The 366-nt window shown below is 48.6% G+C and carries 1 protein-coding gene; it reads right to left on the bottom strand.

All coding sequences use genetic code 11. The annotated features are described in order from the left end of the window. On the bottom strand, positions 1-366 hold a 366-nt coding region (locus BCU91_RS19520; RefSeq protein ID WP_198590505.1), incomplete at both ends, for a VCBS domain-containing protein.

Below are 366 nucleotides of genomic sequence, written 5' to 3'. Positions count from 1 at the left end.
CATCAACGGTGATATCCGCTGGGTCATTAGCGCCCACAATAGTAATGGTCACATCATGACTTGCAGTGCCATCGGCAGAGGTCACAGTAATCGTACGAGTAAGTGTTTCACCGGCTTTAAGTGATTGCACATCGCTGTGAGTGTTGTTTAGCTCATAACTCCAGTTACCGTCAACATCGATAGAGAAGGTACCGTAGTTACCATCAGCCACATCGTCTTGTACTTGGAATACGGCTTCGCTGGCATTACCTGTGCCATCGACATCAGACACGGTTAGCGTGCCAGAGACTGTTTCAAACGTGTTGTTATCCGCATCGGTTGCACCATCTTCAGTGACCGTACCTGCGTCAGAATCGCCATTACCTA

This window comes from Shewanella sp. 10N.286.52.B9, assembly GCF_002873635.1.
Taxonomy (GTDB): Bacteria; Pseudomonadota; Gammaproteobacteria; order Enterobacterales; family Shewanellaceae; genus Shewanella.
The sequence above is the reverse complement of the archived record's forward strand: the minus strand, read 5'-3'. Positions and strand labels throughout refer to the sequence as shown.